Origin of the sequence: Formosa sejongensis (assembly GCF_033447105.1) — a bacterium.
Taxonomy (GTDB): domain Bacteria; phylum Bacteroidota; class Bacteroidia; order Flavobacteriales; family Flavobacteriaceae; genus Formosa.
Map to the genome: position 1 here is coordinate 48868 of NZ_JAWQUN010000013.1, position 22232 is coordinate 71099.

At 34.7% G+C, this 22232-nt stretch carries 14 protein-coding genes and 1 tRNA gene; 9 read left to right on the forward strand and 6 right to left on the reverse strand.

Annotated elements, in window-relative coordinates; translation table 11 throughout:
• Positions 1-3 precede the first annotated feature (3 nt).
• From R6X41_RS12870 to R6X41_RS19840, 5 genes are all read right to left on the reverse strand, one after another.
• Complete coding sequence (locus R6X41_RS12870) at positions 4-1188, reverse strand: hypothetical protein (protein ID WP_318500748.1); 1185 nt, start codon at positions 1186-1188, stop codon at positions 4-6.
• Between the two features lie 48 nt (positions 1189-1236).
• On the reverse strand, positions 1237-2811 hold the full coding sequence (locus tag R6X41_RS12875; RefSeq protein ID WP_318500749.1) for a sulfatase family protein: 1575 nt from the start codon (positions 2809-2811) through the stop codon (positions 1237-1239).
• Positions 2812-3379: 568 nt separating this feature from the next.
• On the reverse strand, positions 3380-4786 hold the full coding sequence (locus tag R6X41_RS12880) for a sulfatase-like hydrolase/transferase (RefSeq protein ID WP_318500750.1): 1407 nt from the start codon (positions 4784-4786) through the stop codon (positions 3380-3382).
• A gap of 308 nt (positions 4787-5094) precedes the next feature.
• A complete protein-coding gene (locus R6X41_RS12885) occupies positions 5095-5262 on the reverse strand; it encodes a hypothetical protein (protein WP_318500751.1) in 168 nt (55 codons plus the stop codon).
• An 85-nt stretch (positions 5263-5347) separates the two neighbouring features.
• Entirely contained in the window at positions 5348-5575 is a 228-nt protein-coding gene (locus tag R6X41_RS19840; protein ID WP_489670887.1) for an ISAon1 family transposase N-terminal region protein, read from the reverse strand.
• Positions 5576-5687: 112 nt separating this feature from the next.
• Between R6X41_RS19840 and R6X41_RS12895 the strand changes: the two genes are divergently transcribed.
• Both R6X41_RS12895 and R6X41_RS12900 read left to right on the forward strand, forming a co-directional pair.
• Positions 5688-5939, forward strand: coding sequence for a type II toxin-antitoxin system ParD family antitoxin (locus tag R6X41_RS12895; RefSeq protein WP_318500753.1), 252 nt, complete (start codon positions 5688-5690; stop codon positions 5937-5939).
• A complete protein-coding gene (locus R6X41_RS12900; RefSeq protein WP_318500754.1) occupies positions 5932-6231 on the forward strand; it encodes a type II toxin-antitoxin system RelE/ParE family toxin in 300 nt (99 codons plus the stop codon). Before R6X41_RS12895 ends, R6X41_RS12900 begins: the two co-directional genes overlap by 8 nt.
• Positions 6232-6516: 285 nt before the next feature.
• On the opposite strand, the gene R6X41_RS12905 is transcribed toward R6X41_RS12900, so the two are convergent.
• Positions 6517-6591: transfer RNA gene (locus R6X41_RS12905), tRNA-Pro, on the reverse strand.
• Between the two features lie 90 nt (positions 6592-6681).
• Between R6X41_RS12905 and R6X41_RS12910 the strand changes: the two genes are divergently transcribed.
• The 7 genes from R6X41_RS12910 (at position 6682) to R6X41_RS12940 (ending at position 22172) form a co-directional block, all read left to right on the forward strand.
• Positions 6682-7788, forward strand: coding sequence for a PQQ-dependent sugar dehydrogenase (locus R6X41_RS12910; RefSeq protein WP_318500755.1), 1107 nt, complete (start codon positions 6682-6684; stop codon positions 7786-7788).
• Positions 7789-7823: 35 nt separating this feature from the next.
• Positions 7824-8432 (forward strand): uridine kinase, encoded by a 609-nt coding sequence (gene udk / locus R6X41_RS12915; protein WP_318500756.1) that lies wholly within the window; start codon positions 7824-7826, stop codon positions 8430-8432.
• Positions 8429-8758, forward strand: coding sequence for an FtsB family cell division protein (locus tag R6X41_RS12920; protein WP_318500757.1), 330 nt, complete (start codon positions 8429-8431; stop codon positions 8756-8758). The genes udk and R6X41_RS12920 overlap by 4 nt, the downstream gene beginning before the upstream one ends.
• Positions 8751-10127 carry a methylmalonyl-CoA mutase subunit beta gene (locus R6X41_RS12925; protein ID WP_318500758.1) on the forward strand — a complete coding sequence of 459 codons (1377 nt, stop codon included), beginning with the start codon at positions 8751-8753 and terminating at the stop codon, positions 10125-10127. The genes R6X41_RS12920 and R6X41_RS12925 overlap by 8 nt, the downstream gene beginning before the upstream one ends.
• A gap of 17 nt (positions 10128-10144) precedes the next feature.
• Positions 10145-11584: a methylmalonyl-CoA mutase family protein gene (locus R6X41_RS12930; protein WP_318500759.1), complete on the forward strand. Its 1440-nt coding sequence runs from the start codon at positions 10145-10147 to the stop codon at positions 11582-11584.
• Positions 11585-11592: 8 nt separating this feature from the next.
• Entirely contained in the window at positions 11593-12066 is a 474-nt protein-coding gene (locus R6X41_RS12935; RefSeq protein ID WP_318500760.1) for a hypothetical protein, read from the forward strand.
• A gap of 605 nt (positions 12067-12671) precedes the next feature.
• Entirely contained in the window at positions 12672-22172 is a 9501-nt protein-coding gene (locus R6X41_RS12940; RefSeq protein ID WP_318500761.1) for a PKD-like domain-containing protein, read from the forward strand.
• Positions 22173-22232: the final 60 nt, after the last annotated feature.

Below are 22232 nucleotides of genomic sequence, written 5' to 3' on the forward strand. Positions count from 1 at the left end.
ATTTTACTCCCCTACCAATTTTGCTCCAACTGGTCTTTTATAGGGGATATAATCAGGCATCGGTTTCATTTGTAACCTTCTATCTATGTCCTTCATAATATCCATTTCATCTTTTGTAATAAATCCATTTGTGTTTGTATTGCCCCATGTAATTGCGCAACCTGAATCTGTTAAAGTCCTTACAAAACGATATGCTTGCTCTTTATCAAACATCAAATCAGCACTTGGGCTCGTCCATTTCATCCGCATGGGCATCCAAGCATGCTTTATATTGTGTTTCTCAGGATTATAGCTTGCCATTGCATTTACTATTTCTGGAAATGTAAATTCTTCATAAACCCATGAATTAGGTGGTGCTCCCCAAGCTAAAGGTGTAGGGTGACCGGAAGTAAAATCAGTATAGGGATCATCTGTATTATAGGACTTTATTTTATAGTGTCTATTGTCCCGGTCATCTATTCCATCAGATTCCACTAATAAAAAATTTCCGTTTGTATCTTCAAAAAAATTCTTAGCACTAGTAATTTCATTATTCACAATACCATTAGAAGCTATCAAAACATTAGGATCTACATCTCTTATCATATCAACAAAATCAGTTAATTCTCCAGCAATTCCATGTATATGATCTAACCAATACCCGTCTACGAGACCTTTAAATCTTTCGACAAAACCTTTACATAATGTACGATAAGCCAAACCTTCATCTCCATTAAATTCTGTATTATAGTACTTTTCCCAAGCCGCTTTGTATTCTGCATTATCTGCTGTACCCGACCTAGCCGATGGCCCGTCTGTAGCTATGTATAGAACAACTTTCTTACCTCCTTTTTTTAAGACATCAATAACATCAAGGATAATTTGTTCGTTTTCAATAGAAGGTACAAACTCAGGATGAATATCCTTAGCGATGTCTACATAAGGGTTATCCCTTAGAGTAAACCAGTAACCATGAGCTCGATGATTAAAATTGGTAAACACATAACTCACTGTTGGAAGGTTGTCTACAATTTCTTGGGCTCCTTTTACCCAATCCCTACTTTCGCTCGTTTTATCTAATTCGACGCCTCCTTCAACAATGAGACGAACGCCCCATGAACCTGATAACCAGTTTGACTCAGTAGTCGTTTGAGCATTCATACTAGTAGCAACGAATGCTAAAATAATTGCGATTAAATTTTGTTTCATATCAAATTAATTTTGCCCTTTTAAATTCTAAAAGTTTATGAATTGGTTTTAATTTATGATTGACTCTATCTGCTTCCAGTTTTCCATAGCGTCATTTTTTTGATTTGCTCCAGAAGTACTTCGGCCATCAAGGATGATTTTTTTTAGAGCCATTTTTAACTCCGCAACTTTATCAGGATAATCAGCTATCAAATTTTTGCTTTCTCCAATATCTTCTGTTAAATTATACAACTGCATTGCAGGTAAATCCAGTTTCTCATTTATAATATCCTGAGTAGTTGGATAGCTCCATCCGCCTGAACCAGGACACATATTTAATTTCCAATCCCCATTTCGAATAGCAAAAGAACCATCCACAGAATGATGTATGGTATATTCCCGAATGTCCTCATCTATTTTTCCTGTGATAAGTGGCAGCATACTAAAACTGTCTTCTGCTTCTGTATCTTTAATTTTATAGCCTGTCAGTTCAGCGCAGGTAGCAAAAAAATCAGTAGTACAAATCGTTCGGTCGGAACTGGCATTTTTTAGTGCTTGATTTGGCCACTCTACAATAAAGGGTACACGGTGTCCACCTTCATAAATATCCGCTTTGGTCCCACGAAATAAGTAACTAGGATTATGGTTTACTTTGGCAAGTTCTTCAAAATTAGCTCTTGGGGAACATCCATTATCACTGGTAAAAACTAGTAAAGTGTTATCCGAAATACCCTGTTTTTCAAGCACCTCTCTAATTTGACGTACCACATCATCGACCTGCATAACAAAATCACCATACATATTCGTATTGCTTTTTCCTAAAAATTTAGTTGTAGGCAAAACAGGTGTGTGTGGAGCTGGCAATGGAAAATACAGAAAGAAAGGTTGCTTTGAATTCGCTTTTTCATTGATAAAACCAACAGCTTTATCGGTTAAATCCTGTAGTACGTTAGTATGGTCGAAATCATCCGATGTAAGTCCATTTCTCCAAAACCCTTTATCATCTACTGATACTGTCATTTTTGTGGGTACCATGGTTGCCTTATCATTTTCTACATATACATAAGGTGCCATATCCAATGACCCACTAAAACCAAAAGAATAATCAAAACCATGCGTTGTAGGTCCATTATTTACAGGAGCGCTAAAATCAACTTTGGGTTTCGAGTTTAAGTTATCTCTATTTAATTTAGCATCTTCTTGTAGAATTGCCCAATCCCAACCTAAATGCCACTTTCCAATATACGCAGTGGTATATCCCTGTTCTCTTAACATGTCAGCAATAGTGGTGCGTTCAGGTTTAATTAAAGATTTTGAATACCCCCCCAAGACAAAACTCTTTAAAGGGGTCCTCCAATTATATCTGCCTGTTAAAATACTATACCGAGTTGGCGTACATACGGCAGATGAAGTATGTGCATCGGTAAACATAACTCCATTGGCAGCCATATTGTCCAGATTGGGTGTGGCTATTTTACCCTCGGGATTAAAACAATTTACATCACCATATCCCAAATCATCGGCAAGGATATAAATAATATTGGGCTGACTTGACTTATTAACATTTTCACTATTTACCTGTTCTTTGTTTTTGCATGACACCAATAAAACTAACAGTAATAAATTGACGAATAAACTCTTCATTATTCATTTGTTTTTTATGATTGTTATTTCTAAAGAAACACATGTATCATCTGGATTAAGAGGTCATGTTTCTTTCCTTGTATTTACTTTTTTTAATAATTAACATACCATTTCTCTATACTCTGATAATACATCAACCGTTATATCCCAATCACTCCATATCTTATAATTCAGTTCTAAGAGGTTCTTTATTAGTGACTATTTTCCAGCACCCATAACAAATACCTAGATTGAAATTATTTTCTAGAACCGATTTAATCCCTAAAAATACGAGTTAGCAGTTTCTCCTTACGATAGAAATATCTACCCTTCTTTACCTTTTTATGCCCTCTATTTTATCAGAAGCCCGTGTTGGAGGAAGTACGATAAGAATATCTTAATAAAACCACCTTTATCATAATGTACATGTAGCTGGAACACCATTTCGGTTATTCCAGAAGTAGCCCCAAAGTCTTCGTCTATTAAAAAAGGTGGTTTCATTAAGTTTTTAAGTAGAAAAAAAGAATAATTTTCCATCGTATTTCTTACACTCTTTAGCATTCAATTATTACTTAAAAATCCTAATTGATTATTTAAGAGTCGCTCTTTTTTCAGAAAAACAATTATCCGGAGCGCTTGTTGGCAATGTGACTTCAAAAGTGTGTAGTTTTTCCATCATAGCAACAACCCGTTCTGGATTTTCAGCAGAAACATCATTCTGTTCCGCCCAATCATTACTAATATTGTAAAGCTCGGTTCTATTAAGTTTCTCGTTGGTTAAAAGTTTCCAATTTGCTTCTTGTATTCCAGCGCTTGGCCAAAAATCTGTTTGATTACTAGGAAATCTCCAATCCCAATAAATGGGCTTAACTCGATGATATGACTCGCCCTCTAATGCCGACACAATACTTTCGCCATCAGATTCATAGTCTGCTATAATACTTACTCCTGCTACTTCCAAAAAAGTGGGCAATAAATCTACTGTAGTTAACTCTGTAGTCTTATCTATAATGCCTTCTGGAACTGTTCCAGGCCATCTCACTATAAATGGAATTCTAATACCCCCAGCAAACAAAGAACGTTTTTGTCCTTTTAACCCTGCTGTTTCACCCACTGAATAATAGGTGCCTAAACCAGGTCCTGTAGAGGCATCATCAATGGTTTTTCCTTTACCTGTTATTTCTGGACCATTATCTGAAGAGAAAATAACTAAAGTATTTTTATCTATACCTAATTCTTTTAGCGTTGAAAACAGCTCACCAATTCGGTCATCATATTCTGCCACCACTGCAGCATAAACTTGTTGCTGCTCATCTAGATGCGAAAATTGCTCCATATATTTCTCTTTTGGATAATGAGGCGTATGTGTTGCATGAATCCAAGCATTAATAAAAAATGGCTTTTCTTTATTATGTTTTATAAAATCGATTGTTTTATATATCGTAGAGTCTACATCCATCTGATGAAGTTCTCCCGGCAAATTAAATGCGCCATAATCATCATAACCATAATCCAAAGGCGATGGACCATCTTTTACATGATCATTAGATAAATGCCACTTACCATAATGAGCCGTGACATAGCCTGCATCTTGTAACATCCTAGGCAACATAGGCGCTTTGGGGTTTAACCAATCAGGCATATTACGTTTTATATGTGACTGTACACTAGCAAAATGCCCATGAACCGAGTGTCTAGCAGGGTATTGTCCTGTCATTACACCTACTCTACTAGGTGAGCATACAGGATTAACTACTGAAACATTTTGGAAATCGATACCTTCTGCTGCCATTTTATCTAGGTTTGGCGTTTTACAAAAAGTACTGCCATGACTTCCTAAATCTCCATAGCCCCAATCATCAGCAAAAATAAAAATAATATTAGGTTGCTGTTTTTCTTCAATGACTGTTGTTATTTCATTTTTTTTATCCTTGGTATTACAAGAACACATAATACTTAATATTATAATATTAATAAGGGTAACTTTTAATTTCATATTCACTTTTTTAAATCTTACTATTTATTTGATAATCCTATTAGCTATGAGTAGAAAATGTTTTGATTCCATATTGTTAAAAAACAACAATGCTTGTAATTCAGTAGCATCATTATAAAAAACAAATATAATTTAGCTGCCTTAATTTAAATTTCTCATATCATACATTTTGTTGCTCAAATCATAACAAAGAGCAAACTTTGGGAAATTAAGATATAAACCTGTTACGTATCAAGTAATATTCTTGGGGAGCTTTAAATTTTAGGCATATAATTTAGTTAGTCTATACATGAAGAATTTCAAATCACTTACACCTCTAAATTGTGCTCTAAATTCTTACCAAAAAGCAACCAGTCTTGAGCATGTTCCTTTTGTGACCAATCCTTGAAGTCTCTAAAATGGTTTTTGTAGTAGTCACCAAACCGTTTTGCACTTACAGCGTGAGAATCAAGAGATACTTTAAAAAAAAAAGGCAAACTAGCTAGTTGTTCGAGTGCCTTTAGCTATTAAATTCCAATCTCTTTTTATGATCTTAACAGTATAAAGGAGTTTCCAACATCTTCACTTTATATGCAGAAGTACAGGTTTTCCTCGAAGCGGAAAATCTTCAATAGTGATTTCTGTCAAGAATTCTTTTGATTGGGCTAGTTCTGACTGATATTCTTGAGGAAGTATATTTTTCTCTTCTAGATAGAATTGCATATCTGATGATTTACTATTATCAGATACAAGATCAAAATATTCTAATAGGCTTTCCGGTAACAAATACTGAACTAATTCTATATCCAAAATCTAATCTGTTTTTTATTAAATATAGAGTTTATCCCCAAGTTGTGTGCAATTAGAGAAAAATTTTGCATTTATACCAAATTTTGGTATATTTAAATAAATAAGTACTCAAATGAACAAAAACACATCAATATCACTCGGAAATTATTTTGACCAATTCGTGCAAAGTAGCATAAGTGAAGGAAGATTTAAAAATGTTAGCGAAGTTATTCGTGCAGGATTAAGACTTTTAGAAGAAGAAGAGAGTAAAGTCATTGCATTGAAAAAAGCAATTGAAGAAGGGATTGACAGCGGAATAGCTCACGACTTTGACCAAAAAAAACATCTTGAATCCCTAAAGGTAAAAAAGCTCTCGAATGGCTGAATATAAGTTGACAAACAAAGCTGTTGAGGATTTATCAAAGATTTGGGATTACACCTTTGAAGTCTGGTCGGAAAACCAAGCGGATAAATATTATGACGAACTGATTTATAGCTGTCAAGAAATTGCTGATAATCCAGATTTAGGAAAAAACTACGAGGGAATTTCAAAACTACTTTTGGGAATGAAATCAAATCGACATATAATATTCTACAGAACTTTAAGCGAGCATTATGTTGAAATAACAAGAATATTGCACGAAAGAATAGACTTAAAGAATAGAATAGCGGAATAAAAAACTGCACACAACAATGGCTATAAGTAATTGCTTGTTTTCGCCTACTTTGGAAATTCCTGCGGAATTTCCAACTCGGTGTGTACATGCAGAGTTAAGTACTTAACCACGCAAATGCTCATAGCCGAGACCGTTCTGCTTGACCCTAAATTAAGTGCTCTAAAATTTTTACAAAATTATAATATTACAGTTCACAAAACTGCACACCACTTTCACATAATCTAGAAGAATTGGATATAAATAAAACGAAAAAAGCTTTGCAGTAATTGCAAAGCTTTTTTTTCGTCGGGGTGGCAGGATTCGAACCTGCGGCCTCCACGTCCCAAACGTGGCGCGATAACCGGGCTACGCTACACCCCGAGGTTATTATTGAGGTGCAAATATATAACTTTTCTTTAAAAACAAGTGCTTTTTTCAGTAAATTGTAACTATCATTTTAAAATACACATTATGCACTACATAAAGCACTTATTGTCAACACTTTTATTACTACATTTTTTTGCTTGTGCTCAAGAAGAAAAATCTAATGAAGCTGAATATTCATACGAAACTGTAGTTTCCGATATTAATATCCCTTGGGGTTTTGTATTTCTACCTGATCAGTCTATAATAATTACAGAAAAATCCGGAAATTTAATCCATTTTAAGGGTGGTAAGAAAACCACAGTTTCAGGATTACCTATAATAGAACAACTAGGTCAGGGTGGTTTGTTGGATGTTGCATTACATCCTGATTATATAAATAACGGATGGATTTATTTTACTTACGCTTCTTCCGAAGGCGAAGGTTCGGGAGCAAACACGGCTCTAATGCGTGCCAAAATAAGTAATAACGTGTTAACCAATAAAGAACTTTTATATAAAGCCACTCCAAATACAAATGGTGGAAATCATTTTGGTTCACGTATCCTTTTCGATGAAAACAACTACCTGTTTTTTAGTATTGGTGAACGTGGAGAAAGAGATGAAAATCCGCAAGATATTACAAGAGATGGCGGTAAAATCTACCGATTAAATGATGACGGTACTATACCAACAGACAATCCGTTTGTAAACAGTCCCAATGCTAAAAAGGCAATATATTCTTACGGACATAGAAATCCGCAGGGTATGATTATGAATCCAGAAACAAATAAAATTTGGGCACACGAGCATGGTCCAAAAGGAGGCGATGAAATAAATATCATTTCAGCTGGAAAAAATTATGGGTGGCCACTTGTAACTTATGGTATAAATTACTGGGGAACATCTATTTCAGACTATACCGAAATGGAAGGAATGGAATCACCTATTCATCATTGGACGCCTTCAATTGCGCCCTCCGGCATGTGTTATGTCACAAGCGATATTTACGCAGGATGGAAAGGAAATATATTGGTTGGTTCTTTAAAATTTCAATACGTAGACCGTTGTATCCTAAAAGGGAATAAAGTTATTAAAGAAGAAAAATTATTACAAGATATCGGGCGTGTGCGCTCTATTGTGCAAGGCCCAGATGGATATATTTACGTAGGGGTAGAAAATGTTGGAATAGTTAAAATTATTCCGAAGAATTAACCTTAAATTTGTCAATTCATAAAACAAAAAAATCAATGCTAATTATAGGACTTACTGGTGGTACAGGTTGTGGGAAAACAACAGTTGTTAATCAAATTTTAAATGAACTTCCAGAGGCAGAAGTTGGTATAATATCTCAAGATTCCTATTATAACGACACCTCCCACCTATCTTACGACGAGCGTAAATTAATTAATTTCGATCATCCAAAGTCCATTGATTTTGATTTACTTGTCAAGCACTTAAAACAACTTAAATCTGGGGAGCCTATCCAGCAACCGGTGTATTCTTTTGTAAAACACAATAGAACTAGCGATACCATTTTAACGCATCCTAGAAAAGTTATGATTGTTGAAGGTATTTTGATTTTTACACATCCTGATATTCGTGATTTATTCGATATTAAAATATTTGTTCATGCAGATAGTGATGAACGATTAATTAGACGATTAAAACGTGATATTGCTGAACGTGGTCGTGATTTAGACGAAGTTTTAAACCGCTACTTAACCACTTTAAAACCTATGCATCAGCAATTTATTGAACCGATGAAGGAATATGCAGACATCATCATTCCTAACAATAAATTCAACACCGTTGCAATTGATATTGTGCGTACAATTATTAATGAAAAACTATTATGAAATTGAATTTTTTCAATCACAAATATGTCAAACCTTTTAAAAATGCCTTTGTAATTCCGGGGATTGGCTTTGCTATTTGGATGTTATTTTTTGATAGTAATTCTTTTTTAATTCATAATGAATTGAATAACGACATCGACGATCTTAACGAGCAAAAAGAGTATTATATAAACGAAATCACTAAAGATCGTAAAGCGTATAAAAAATTAAATACAGAAGAAGGTATCGAAAAGTTTGCAAGAGAAACCTATTATTTAAAGCGGGAAAATGAAGATATTTATATTATTGAATATGAAGACAGCTTAAAACCACAAACAGATGAGTAAACCTAATTTGTTTGATGAATTTTACACGGTATCCGCAAAGGCTTGGAAACAAAAAATCCAATTTGATTTAAATGGAGCCGATTATAACAACACGCTTATTTGGCATACTAACGAAGATATTAATGTTAAACCTTTTTATCAAAAAGAAGATTTAAAAGCACCTCATTTCAATTTAAAATCTAGCACAACACCGTTTAAAATCACACAAACAATTTTTGTTAATTCTGAAGAAAAATCAAATAGTTTAGCTCTAAATGGATTAAAAAATGGAACCGAAGCTTTAGCTTTTATTATTGCTACAGAACGCTGCGACATAGATAAATTATTACAAAATATAGATCTTTCTTTAGTTCCTATTTATTTTGATTTGCAATTCTGTTCTTCAAAATTTATAGAAAAACTAAATCAAATCACATTAGAAACACAGGCGTTTTTTTATGTGAATTTCGATATTATTGGTCATCTTACCGAAGACGGTAATTGGTATACAACACTTCAATCAGATTATAATACTTTAGAAACTGTATTAAAAAATTGCACCAACTTAAAAAGTAGCGTTAGTGTAAATCTAGGTGTCTATCAAAATGCCGGAGCTACAATTACGCAGCAACTCGCTTATAGTTTAGCACATGCTAACGAATATTTAAATCGGTTTTCAAATCTATTTCACACAGAAATCACTTTTAAAGTTACTATCGGTTCTAATTACTTTTTCGAAATTGCCAAGCTTCGGGCTATACGCCTTTTATGGAGTACTTTGGCTTCAGAATATAATGTAAATACGCAATGTCATATTATTACTGGTCCAACAAAACGTAACAAAACTATTTACGATAATAAAACAAATATGTTGCGAACAACTACCGAAAGTATGAGTGCAGTTTTAGGTGGAGCAGATAGTATTTACAACGTGGCATTCGATTCCCTTTTCCATAAAAACAATGTTTCTGGTGAACACATGGCTAGACAACAGTTACTTACATTAAAAGAAGAAAGTGATTTTGGGAATATAAATAATCCTTCAGATGGTTCCTATTATATAGAATCTTTAACTCATCAATTGGCAGAGAAAGCACTCATTTTATTTAAAGATATTGAAGCTCAAGGCGGATTTTTAAAATTATTGAAAGAGGGATTAATTCAGAAGAAAATTAAAGAAAGTGCAGCAAAAGAGCAAGAACAATTTAATACTTCCGAATTGACTTTAATTGGCACCAACAAACATATAAATTCGGAAAACCGGATGAAAGAGAATTTGGAATTGTACCCGTTTGTGAAGCAAAATCCAAGAAAAACATTACTAGAGCCTATTATTCCAAGACGTTTGGCTGAAGCTCTAGAACAAAACAGATTGAAATCTGAAAATTAGTATATCCAAAATATAAAATGAGTAGAAAAAATCTACAACATATTACTTTAAAGTCTACTGAAAAACCCGCTAAAAAGAATCAAAATAAGTCTGATTTTTCTTCGGAAAATTCTACTATACAATCAACTTTTTCTGAAGTTGATCTTGAAGATTTACATCACTTAGATTTTGCTGCTGGAATATCACCTTATTTACGTGGCATTTCATCTACCATGTATGTAACGTCCACTTGGAACATTAATCAGTCTGCACAATTTTATTCTTCAGAAGCTTATAATGCCTTTTATATCCGTCAGTTTAAAGCTGGACAACGCTCTTTTTATTTAGACTTAGATTGGAAACAAAATGAAAAATTCAATATTGAAACACTAGAGCATTTTAAAGGCATTTTTAAACATATATCTTTAGAAGAAATAAGTATTTCCTTAAGCGACAATGCTATTTCATTACCTCTTTTGGCCTTTTATATCGTAACAGCAGAAACACAGAATTTAAATCTTGAACAGCTAAAAGGAAATTTTAATGTTGATGTGTTAACGGATTTAAACATTCAAAATAGAGCTAAAAATTCTGAAAGAATAACATCAGACATTTTAGCTTATGCAAAAACGAATTTACCAAAATTTAATAGTATTTCAATTTCAGGAGACACCTTACACACCATAACTTCTAATCCTGAAACCCAACTGGCATTAATGTTAATTTGCGGAAATAAACAGCTTAAAGAAGGCTTAGCATCAGGATTAAAAATAGACGACATTACTCCTCGCCTATCCTTTAATTTTGAATTAGGCTTACAGCATTTTACAGAAATTGCAAAACTACGAGCAGCCCGAATGTTATGGGCTAAAATTGTAAAATCTCATCATCCTAAAAACGAAAAATCTTTAGCATTACATATACATAGCAGAACCATTTCAAACGGGTTTTCGAATTCAGATTTGTGTCATTCTGTAACAAAAACAACTATAGAAGCTGCTGCAGCAGCTTTTGGTGGCAGCCAAAGTTTACAAACACAATCTCTGTATACCTCAACATCAGAGTCAGAACGATTGGATAGAAATATTCAGTTGTATTTAAAAGAGGAAACCCAGATTACAAAAACTGTCGATCCTTGGGCAGGAAGTTTTTATGTTGAAAAACGAACTTCTGATTTTGCTGAAAAAACTTGGGAATTATTTGAAGCCTATGAAACATTAGGAAAACTTCCTGATAGCATTCAAACAACATTGTATCAATTGAATGTGAACACTTCTAACCTCAACAAATCAGAAGATAAAAATTCATTTCAACCTTTACAAGAAACACCTCTTAATAGAGATGAAGATGCTATAACTAACGCACTTTTAAGATTAAAAAAAGCAACCCATAACAGCAACGAAAATCTATTAACATTAGCTATAGAAGCTGTACGCAATCATGCCACTTTAAGTGAAATTTACAATGCTTTAAACTAGTATTTAATATGAAAAGTAACAAAGAAACAGACAAAGCATCATTTTTAAAAGCCAAAGCGCTTTCAGATATTTTTGCTACACAAGAAGGACGTCAACCTCGGTTATTACTTTCCAAATTAGAACAAAAAAACGACGACCACAACATAAAATTTATAGCATCAGCATATGCTGATATTGGTTTCGATGTAGATCTTTCTCCTTTATTTCAATCGGCTAAAGACCTTTCAAAACAAGCTATAGAAAACGATGTACATGTCATTCACATATCTTATTTAACGCATGATTTTATTCACAAGATTTCCGAAATTATAGATTCGTTATCAAATTATGGATGTAATGATATTTTAGTTATTGTAGACGGCGAAAACGTATCAGAAATAGATTGTAAAACCTTAGAGGATTATGGTGTTGCCATTATTTTGAAATCGGATGCCTTGATTAGTGATGCTGCAATTCAAATTTTGAATTTTTTAATTGAATAAAATACGACTTAAATGTTTGTGCTTTTTGAGAATAGAGTTTGAAGTCATGCTTTAGATGGATTCGAATTTCCTACTGATAAATATTAACAAAATTATTAAACACCTATTCATTTACAGACTAATAAGACTATTACCTCTATAGAGCATTCCTATATAATCAAAATATAGTTCATTAATTTTTATTCATCTAAAGATTCTCGATTTCCATTTATAATTAATATGAATTTCTCCTAATATTCAAAATTAATACCACAATACTCAAAATTGTTTAATTCATAAAAACCTTATTTTATGACACCTTTTATATGTGCAATTAAAACGGATATACATCCTAAACTAATAGAAAGGAATATAAATACACTTAATCACTTTTCGTTTTTTAAACGTGATTATCTATTAAAAACGCACTTTTTGTATCTCTATTTAATTTTATCTTGAAAAAACATTACTTTATTTATGTATTTTTTAACATAGATTTAAAATATCTCAGAAACAATCTTAACTTTAAACGCTGGTCTAGCAAATATTTAGCACAACTAAATTAATTTTAAAGACTTGACAGTACAAATCATAAAATTACATACTAACGTAATAACTGACCAAACATGCATAACATTACTTCGCGAATTACATTATCTGTTACACAAACTCCTGCCCGATTCGGACGATTTATTTCATTAAAAAATTCAGCTTCCTTAATTTTGCTTGTGAGTTTATTTGCTTTTAGCTCACAAAGTGTTTTGGGGCAAGAAGTAAAGAACTTTAATAATAGTGGTAACGGATCTTGGACAGTACCCGCTGGAGTAACTTCAGTAACCGTAGAAATATGGGGAGCAGGTGGCGCTGGTGGTGGTTCAAAGAAAGATAACCTCTCTGGCGGTGGCGGTGGCGGTGGCGCATATATCTCTCAAACCTATAATAATATTACCCCAGGACAAACATTTAACTTTACAGTCAGCAATGGAGGTGCTATCTCTAACAGTTCTGGTAATGGTAATAATGGTGGAAACACGTCTCTTACTCCCCCTACAGGACCCACTTTAACCGCTGGTGGAGGAAAAGGCGGAGAAGGCGGAAATGGTAACAGTAACGGACAAGCAGGAACTGGAGGAAGTGCCACTGGTAACAATAGTGAGAACGGACAGCAAGGACAAGGTGGTTCTAACCAAACTGGAGGAAAAGGCGGTGATGCGGCAAGAGCTTCTAACACTGGTGGTACTGGTGGTTCCGACAATAATGGTCAATCAGGAAATAGTCCTGGTGGCGGTGGCGGTGGCGGAAATGCTATTGGCAATGATAATGGTAGTGCTAATTTTAAAACTGGTGGTGCAGGTGCAAATGGGCGAGTAAAATTCACTTATACAGTAAATCTTACTCCTACAATTACTAGTATAAGCCCTTTATCTGTATGCGTTGGCGGACAAGTTATAATTACAGGAACAAATTTAAATAATACTTCTCAAGTGCGCATTGGAAATGCAAATGCTAGTAGCTTCTCTATAAACTCTAATACTCAAATAACAGCCACTGTAAGTAGTGGTTCTGTAGGGAATGGTAACGTTGAAATAACTACGCCTGAAGGCACTGCAAGGTCTAATAATAGCATAGATGTTATAAAATTAAATGAAGCTCCGACTACAATACACGTTAACAGTACAGAATATATTGGATCCAATATTTGTATTAATCATCTCGGTCAAAATAGTAATATTAATCTTAAAGTTAGCGGTGGTACTTTAGCGGATGGCTCTATACCGAGATGGTATGAAGGAAATTGTAACGGAACTTATAAAGGGGAGGGAAATGATCTAAATGTCAATATACCCGAAGGAGAATCTAAAACGTTTTATGTAAACTATCAAGGTACTTGTAATACCACAGATTGCATCACTGTTACTGTGACAAGAGAAGGTTCTTTAGATGGTACCACTATTGGTGTAATAACGGGACAGCAAGAGGTTTGCAAAAATTCTAGCACTATAACTTACACCGTTCCAGCAATTACCAATGCCGAAAATTATACATGGACTCTTCCTTCAGGTGCTTCGCCTACAACTGGAAATTTAGTTACCACAACAAATAGTATAACTGTAGATTATGTAAATGCCAATTCTGGAAATGTAACAGTGGTTGCTAATGGTGTTGGTGATTGTGGTGGTAACTCATTGCAGTCTAGCCTTTCAATTAGCGTCAAAGACGTTCCAAGCGCTCCTACTTTTGTTTCTCCTGTTTCAGGTATTTGTTATGGTGCTTCTCAAACCTATACCGTAATAGAAATTCCAGGAGCTACTTCGTACAATTGGACGCTACCAACTGGGGCTACAATCGCCTCTGGAGATGGAACAAATACTATAACAGTCGATTTTAACAATGCCACTAGCGGTGCTATAACTGTTGATGCAAAAAATGAATGCGCTACTGGAGATACTACGCTCTTACCGATAACGTTTAAAACAGTTCCAGGTACCCCAGAAAACATTACCGGACCGACTATTCTATGTCCAGGAGAGACTATGGTCGATTACACAATTTCAAGTTTACCAAATACAATATCTTATAACTGGACAATTTCTAATGATTCTGCAACTTTTAACGGTACATCTAACACCAATTCCATAGCTTTAGATATTTCTAACACTCCGCTAGCTAGTTTTACAATTTCTGTAGTTGGTGTGAACGACTGTGGAGAAAGTGTTACAGCTTCAGAATTATTGGTTAGCGTTAATGAAAAATCAACTGCTCCAACAACAATAACATCTTCTAACAGCAATACGATTTGCGAAGGTACGTCTACAACACTTAATGTTTCTGGCGGTACTTTAGGTACAGGTGCAATTATAGAATGGTTTACTGATAGTTGTGAAGGAACTTCTGCCGGTACGGAAAATAATATTGTTGTATCTCCTACCATAACTACAACCTATTTCGCACGATATAATGACGATTGTGGTGAAACAGCTTGCATTTCTATAGCTATTAATGTAGATCCGTTACCACTTGCAGCAGGCACCATTACTGGAACTAACGTTGTTTGTCAAGGTGAAACAAATGTAGAATATACAGTACCTTCAATCGATAACGCAACTAATTATTTATGGACTTTACCAACTGGTGCAAGTATTGTTTCTGGGGCTGGTAAAAATACTATTGAAGTAGACTATGACATGGCAACAGCTATTTCTGGTAATATTAGTGTACAAGGCCAAAATGATTGTGGAACTAGAACTATTTCCACAAATTATGCTGTAACTGTAAATCCAGAACCTGTAATTTCCGTAAATCAAGCAAGTCAAACTATTTGTAGTGATGGTTCTATTTCACCTATAAATATTTTAAATACTAATAGTGTAGATAGTATCTCTTATTCTTGGACACGTGATAACACTACTAACTTAACAGGAATTACTACTAGTGGTAATGGATCACCAATTTCAGGATCGTTAACTAATACAACCGGAACGCCTCAAACCACAACCTTTACAATTACAGCTACGGCTAACGGATGTACAAGTGAAACAACTGCTACGGTAACAGTTAATCCAGAACCTGTAATTTCTGTAGATCAACCGAGTCAGATTATTTGTAGTGATGGTTCTATTTCTCCTATAAATATTCTTAACGATAATAGCGTAACCGGTATTTCTTATTCTTGGACTCGTAACAATATTTCAAACTTAACTGGAATTCCTACTAGCGGTAATGGTTCTCCAATTTCAGGATCGTTAACTAATACAACTGGAACGCCTCAAACCACAACCTTTACAATTACAGCAACAGCTAACGGATGTACGAGCGAAACTACAGCTACTGTAACGGTTAATCCAGAACCTGTAATTTCTGTAGATCAACCAAGTCAGACTATTTGTAGTGACGGTTCAATTGAACCGATCAATATATTAAACACTAATAACGTAACTGGGGTTTCTTATTCTTGGATTAGAGACAATACTTCAAACCTAACAGGATTAGCGACAAGCGGTAATGGATCACCAATTTCTGGAGCATTAACCAATACAACTGGAACTGCACAAACTACAACCTTTACAATTACGGCAACAGCTAATGGATGTACAAGTGAAACAACTGCAACGGTAACAGTTAATCCAGAACCTGTGATTTCTGTAGATCAACCAAGTCAGACTATTTGTAGCGATGGTACAATTACTCCTATCAATATATTAAATACTAATAGTGTTGGCGGTATTTCTTATTCTTGGACTCGTAACAATATTTCAAACTTAACTGGAATTCCTACTAGCGGTAATGGTTCTCCAATTTCAGGATCGTTAACTAATACAACTGGAACGCCTCAAACCACAACCTTTACAATTACAGCAACAGCTAACGGATGTACGAGCGAAACTACAGCTACTGTAACGGTTAATCCAGAACCTGTAATTTCTGTAGATCAACCAAGTCAGACTATTTGTAGTGACGGTTCAATTGAACCGATCAATATATTAAACACTAATAACGTAACTGGGGTTTCTTATTCTTGGATTAGAGACAATACTTCAAACCTAACAGGATTAGCGACAAGCGGTAATGGATCACCAATTTCTGGAGCATTAACCAATACAACTGGAACTGCACAAACTACAACCTTTACAATTACGGCAACAGCTAATGGATGTACAAGTGAAACAACTGCAACGGTAACAGTTAATCCAGAACCTGTGATTTCTGTAGATCAACCGAGTCAGATTATTTGTAGCGATGGTACAATTACTCCTATCAATATATTAAATACTAATAGCGTTGGCGGTACTACATACTCGTGGACTCGTGATAACACTACTAACTTAACTGGAATTCCTACTAGCGGTAATGGTTCTCCAATTTCAGGATCGTTAGCCAATACAACCGGAACTCCACAAACTACAACCTTTACAATTACGGCAACAGCTAACGGATGTACAAGTGAAACTACAGCAGCTGTAACTGTAAACCCAGAACCTGTGATTTCTGTAAATCAATCAAGTCAGACTATTTGTAGCGACGGATCTATTTCTCCTATAAATATTCTAAACGATAATAGCGTAACTGGTATTTCTTATTCTTGGACACGTAATAACTCTACTAACTTAACAGGAATAGCTGCTAGCGGTAATGGTTCTCCAATTTCAGGATCGTTAACTAATACAACTGGAACGCCAGAAACTACAACCTTTACAATTACAGCTACGGCTAACGGATGTACAAGTGAAACAACAGCTACAATAACAGTAAACCCTAAACCTGAACTTATCCTAGATCCTAATGCTACTTTTAATAATGTTATTTGTTCTGGTGAGACCACAGCCATTACAATAATCGACGACAATAATGTTGATAAAACTTTAACGTATATATGGTCTCGAACTAATACGTCTGGAATTACAGGTACATCGACAGGAGACAGTAACACCATCAATGTAAGTTTAACAAACACTACAAATACACCACAAACAACTAGATTCACCGTTAGAGCAAATTCAGAATACAATTGTATTTCAGAATCTATTACTGTAGATGTTATTGTTAACCCTGCTCCTACTGTTTCTGCTAACAATACCTTACAAACCATTTGTTTTGGTGATGGCATCGCTCCTATTGTGATAAGCAATCCAAATAACATCTCTGGTGTAACTTATAGCTGGACGCGAAATAATACAACCGGGTTAACGGGATTAGAAAGTGGTACTGGCTCTCCAATTTCAGGAACACTAGTCAACACAACAAGTTCCCCACAAACAACTACGTTTACTATTACTGCCAATGCTAATGGCTGTGCTAGTGAAACTACAACTGCAACTATTACGGTAAATCCAGAACTTATAATTGGTATAAATCCAGATTTAAGACCTGAGTTTAATGAAACCGTGTGTAGTGACAGTGAAATTACCCCTATTGAAATTTTAAACATAAATGCTCTTGAAGATGTTGAATATTTTTGGGAACGTACAGACAGCGAAACGTCTATTTCAGGTATGGAAAGTGGTACAGGCTCAAGTATTTCTGGTATACTAGAAAGTACTTATCATCAAAATAGAATAGTTACTTTTAAAGTTTGGGCTATTGCAAATGGTTGTGAAAGTAATGTTATTGAAAATATACAAATTAGAGTTACCCCAACACCTATTGTTGAAATTTCTCCAATCGAGCAAACTATTTGCGATGGAGGCACTTTCTCATTAGAATTAAGCAATACTTATAACACAAATGGTAATACGACTTATACATGGTCCCGAGACAATACCATTAATGTTACAGGGTTTGCCTCATCTGGATCTGGGACTCCCTCTAATAGAAATAATCCTTTAATAGTTTCTGGAAATTTCACTAATAACACTACTGAAACCCAAACGGTAACATTCACAGTAACGGCGACTAGACAAGGATGTGTAAGTGAAGTAGTGACTGCAACTGTAGAAGTATATTCCCCTTTAACTGTTCCTGTGATTGGAGACACACAGGATGTTTGCTGGTTACAAGATCCTGCAGATTTACATATCACAACCCCTTCTTCAGGAGGTTCTGGAAATTATACATACCAATGGCAAAGAAGTACTAATAATAATTCATGGAGCAATATTTCTGGAGCTACTAATTCAACCTTCTCACCGCCTCAAGATGAATATTATTATAGATTGAGAACAACAGACGCTTTGTGTTCTAGTGTTACTTCTAATAGTATAGTTATTAACTACTTTGGTTTAGGAGGTATTTTTGGAGGGATGGATATAACCTTTAATCCTAAACAAGATGGATATTGTCCCACAGTAGAAATCACACCACAATTTTATATTGATCATTCCTCTGCTTCAACAATAAAATTTCTTTTTTCATATAATTCATCCTATGTATCAACTAATAATGATGAAATAAACGGGACATTAACATCAAGCAATTGGATTAGAAGAGAATCTATTGGAGAAAACACCTTTACTCTAAGCAATGATGGAAATGAAACTATATCGACACAAATTAATGTCACTCCTGAATATCATGTAAAAACTGGCTGGCCTTTTTACTCAGATTACTATTGTAATGGAGTTCCAGAAATTATTGAGGTTGAAATCCACCCAACACCTAGAATTCTTAATGATACAGAACCTGAAATAACTATCTGTAGTGGTACAAGTCCAGAAATTTTAGTTGAAGGAAATATTATAGGTACCGAAGCAGACATGGAGTTTAGCTGGACAAGAGCTCTATCGGGGGATAATAGTGCCTCAAATGGAATTTCTACTGCTGCTGATGTCGATGAGAATAATGTATTTACATTGAATAATGATATACTAAATAACAAAACAAGTTCTCCAATAACTGTTACTTACACAATTACACCTCTATCTCCTTATGGTTGTGCGGCTGGAGTTCCTGTAACTTACGATGTTATTGTTTTACCATTTATAGAAGCTAAAGCAAATCTGTTAACCACTATAGATTCTTGCGATGATACTACTGTACAACTAACTGCTAATATAGGTGGGGTTTGGACAGCTTTACCTTTGGGTGGTGTATTCTCTAGTACTACAGATTCTAATGCGACATTTACTGGTGAAAGTGGTACAAATTACATCTTAACATGGACCGTAACTAACGGAGTACTTTGTGGAGACAGCAGTACAGAAGTTGCTGTAAATATCCCGGCTTGTTCTGGAAATGATTTCGATTTTAATGGTACTAATACTAGTGTTAATTTCGGTAATGCATATAATTTGGTGGGACCATTTAGTATAGAAATATGGACTAAACCAAATAGCACTACTGGAAATCAAACCATACTATCTAAACGTAGTCCGTCAAACGCAACAAATGGTTACGATCTAACCCTAACAAATGGTAATACTGTTGCCTTTAACTGGAATAATGGAAAATCTATTTCTACCTCAGGCTTATCTTCTAACCGTTGGTATCATGTTGCTGTAACATTTAATGGTTCATCTTATAAATTGTATGTAGATGGTATATTAAAAGCTACTAAAAACAATGAAATCGGACCGCAAATAAACTCAAACTTAGCACTTCTTGGAGCTGTCCAATCAAGCATTTTACCTACTAATTATTTCAACGGTTGGTTAGACGAATTACGTATTTGGAACAAAGCACTTAGTATAGACCAAATTCGAGAGATGATGAATCAAGAAATTCAAAATAATGGAGGAAAAGTTAGAGGTTCCATTATTCCTATAGATATTATTGGTGAATTAGATTGGAACTCTAACCTTGTAGGGTATTACCAAATGGGCTCGAATATTATTAATGGAACTTTAGCATCTGCTAATGGAGCAACTTCGGGTGTATTAAGAAACATGACTACAATGCAACAGGAAACTGCTCCCCTACCTTATGAAAGTAATGGAAACTCCGACTGGGATACTGCTGCGGCTTGGATGAATGCAGATGTGAACCCTATACCAAATACAAATGGAATAGAATGGAACATTGTTAAAATTAAAAACAATGTAACATTAGACCGTTCGACTTCTGTTTTAGGTTTAATTGTAGAAAATAACACCTTAACAGTGCCAGACAAGACACCTATTACCGTGTCTAAATATCTTAAATTAGACGGAACGCTTAAACTTGAAGGCGAAGCCCAATTATTGCAACCGGAAAATAGCGTTGTAGATTATTCTGGCTCAGGCGCATTACATAGAAACCAAGAAGGAACTACTAATATTTATAATTATAACTATTGGGCATCTCCTGTAAGTACATCAGGAACGACTAATAATAGAACCTATACATTAAAAGAAGTATTACATGTAGGTACAACCCCTGTTGGTTGGACACCAAATCATGATGGTGCTGCAGGGAATCCTCCTTATATAAGTACGCGTTGGTTGTACCTTTATGAAAACTATAATTCTGCAACCTTCCAATGGAACCGTATTAATGAAAATACTGAGATTAGAGTCGGTCTAGGATTTATTATGAAAGGTGCATCTAGTTCAGGTTTTACCTTTATTGGTCAACCAAATAATGGTGATTATTTAGTAAATGTTGATGCAGGTAATGATGCCCTAATTGGTAATCCTTACCCTTCTGCAATAGATGCATTTGCGTTTATAACAGATAATCAATCTATGCTTAATGATAATGGTAACAATGGTGAAATACGCTTTTGGAGACAATCAACAACTAATAGCTCTCACGTTACTAAAGAATATTTAGGTGGTTATGCTTCTCTAAACTTAACCGGGGGGAATGCTGCTGTTGCTCCAGACGATATTACTGGAGCTGGAGATGCTGCTAGTCACACTCCTAAACGTTATATACCCGTAGCTCAAGGATTCTTTATTACGGCTGCACAAACTGGAAATATCATGTTTAATAACGGTCAACGTATATTTAAAACTGAAGCTGATGACGAATCCATTTTCTCAAGATCTGATGGGACGACAGAAGAAAGCACTAATGATATTCAACGCTTACGTTTGAGTTTTAAAAATCCAGATAATGCAATAAGACAATTATTGTTAGGATTCACACCAGATAATGCAGCAACAGACGATGTTGATTTTGGTTACGATGCTACAAATTTCGAAGAATTATCAAGTGATTTATTATTCTTAATTAATAATAAAACTTACATCATTCAGGGTGTAGGAGTTTTTGATGATACCAAACAATATCCTTTAGCAATGCTTATAGGTAAAGATGGTAATGTAGAAATCAGTTTAAAAGAACTTGAAAATTTCGATACGCCTATTGATGTATTCATCTATGATAGTTATGCGGATACCTATACACAAATCAACAATTCTAAATATCAGATGCATTTAGAAAAAGGGGAGTATTTAGATCGTTATTTCTTAGCGTTTAAAGATCAAAATAGATTAGATATCGATGATCTTAAAAATGAATTGAGCGAAATCAAAATTAACTACTTAGACAAAACTGATGAACTTCATATTAAAACTCCAAATCACATTAATATTAGACAAGTATATTTAATCAATACATTAGGGCAAACCGTTAAAGCTTGGAATACTACAAACGCACCTTTATCTAACAACTGCAAAATTCCAGTACAACGGATTTCCGAAGGCAATTACATTGTAAAAGTGGACACAGATAAAGGTAGTACAAGTAAGAAGGTTATTATTAAGTATTAACACGTTTCACCTAATAGCTATAACAAAAAAGTCCCGATTTGCATCGGGACTTTTTAATTT

What these genes read in the sequence shown, in the direction of transcription:
- R6X41_RS12870 (WP_318500748.1), bottom strand. Translation starts at nt 1,188, where the DNA reads ATGAAACAAAATTTAATCGCAATTATTTTAGCATTCGTTGCTACTAGT.
- R6X41_RS12875 (WP_318500749.1), bottom strand. Translation starts at nt 2,811, where the DNA reads ATGAAGAGTTTATTCGTCAATTTATTACTGTTAGTTTTATTGGTGTCA.
- R6X41_RS12880 (WP_318500750.1), bottom strand. Translation starts at nt 4,786, where the DNA reads ATGAAATTAAAAGTTACCCTTATTAATATTATAATATTAAGTATTATG.
- R6X41_RS12895 (WP_318500753.1), top strand. Translation starts at nt 5,688, where the DNA reads ATGAACAAAAACACATCAATATCACTCGGAAATTATTTTGACCAATTC.
- R6X41_RS12900 (WP_318500754.1), top strand. Translation starts at nt 5,932, where the DNA reads ATGGCTGAATATAAGTTGACAAACAAAGCTGTTGAGGATTTATCAAAG.
- R6X41_RS12910 (WP_318500755.1), top strand. Translation starts at nt 6,682, where the DNA reads ATGCACTACATAAAGCACTTATTGTCAACACTTTTATTACTACATTTT.
- udk (WP_318500756.1), top strand. Translation starts at nt 7,824, where the DNA reads ATGCTAATTATAGGACTTACTGGTGGTACAGGTTGTGGGAAAACAACA.
- R6X41_RS12920 (WP_318500757.1), top strand. Translation starts at nt 8,429, where the DNA reads ATGAAATTGAATTTTTTCAATCACAAATATGTCAAACCTTTTAAAAAT.
- R6X41_RS12925 (WP_318500758.1), top strand. Translation starts at nt 8,751, where the DNA reads ATGAGTAAACCTAATTTGTTTGATGAATTTTACACGGTATCCGCAAAG.
- R6X41_RS12930 (WP_318500759.1), top strand. Translation starts at nt 10,145, where the DNA reads ATGAGTAGAAAAAATCTACAACATATTACTTTAAAGTCTACTGAAAAA.
- R6X41_RS12935 (WP_318500760.1), top strand. Translation starts at nt 11,593, where the DNA reads ATGAAAAGTAACAAAGAAACAGACAAAGCATCATTTTTAAAAGCCAAA.
- R6X41_RS12940 (WP_318500761.1), top strand. Translation starts at nt 12,672, where the DNA reads ATGCATAACATTACTTCGCGAATTACATTATCTGTTACACAAACTCCT.